Annotated in this window: 1 protein-coding gene; it reads left to right on the top strand. The window is 36.7% G+C overall.

The features are described from left to right. Positions 1-17: 17 nt before the first annotated feature. A partial coding sequence (locus ACNKXV_RS14600; RefSeq protein ID WP_417908425.1) for a phosphopantothenoylcysteine decarboxylase domain-containing protein occupies positions 18-283 on the top strand: 266 nt, incomplete at its 3' end.

Genomic DNA, 283 nt, shown 5'->3' with positions numbered 1-283 from the left:
TTCATTCGGTAGATGAAATGTACAAAGCAGCAAAATCCATTCATGATCAAATGGATATTTGCGTTTTTGCAGCAGCGGTGGCTGATTATTCTCCTAAAGTGATCGCTTCTGAGAAAATCAAAAAGCAAGGGGAAGAACTTTCGATTTTACTCAAGAAAAATGTAGACATAGCCTTAGAGCTTGGCAAGTCAAAAAGATCCAATCAAATTCATGTGGGTTTTGCTTTAGAAACCGAAAAAGAAGAGCTACATGCTAAAGCAAAATTGGAAAGGAAGAACTTTGA

It is taken from the genome of Christiangramia aquimixticola, from assembly GCF_048285835.1.
Classification (GTDB): Bacteria; Bacteroidota; Bacteroidia; order Flavobacteriales; family Flavobacteriaceae; genus Christiangramia; species Christiangramia aquimixticola.
The sequence above is the reverse complement of the archived record's forward strand: the minus strand, read 5'-3'. Positions and strand labels throughout refer to the sequence as shown.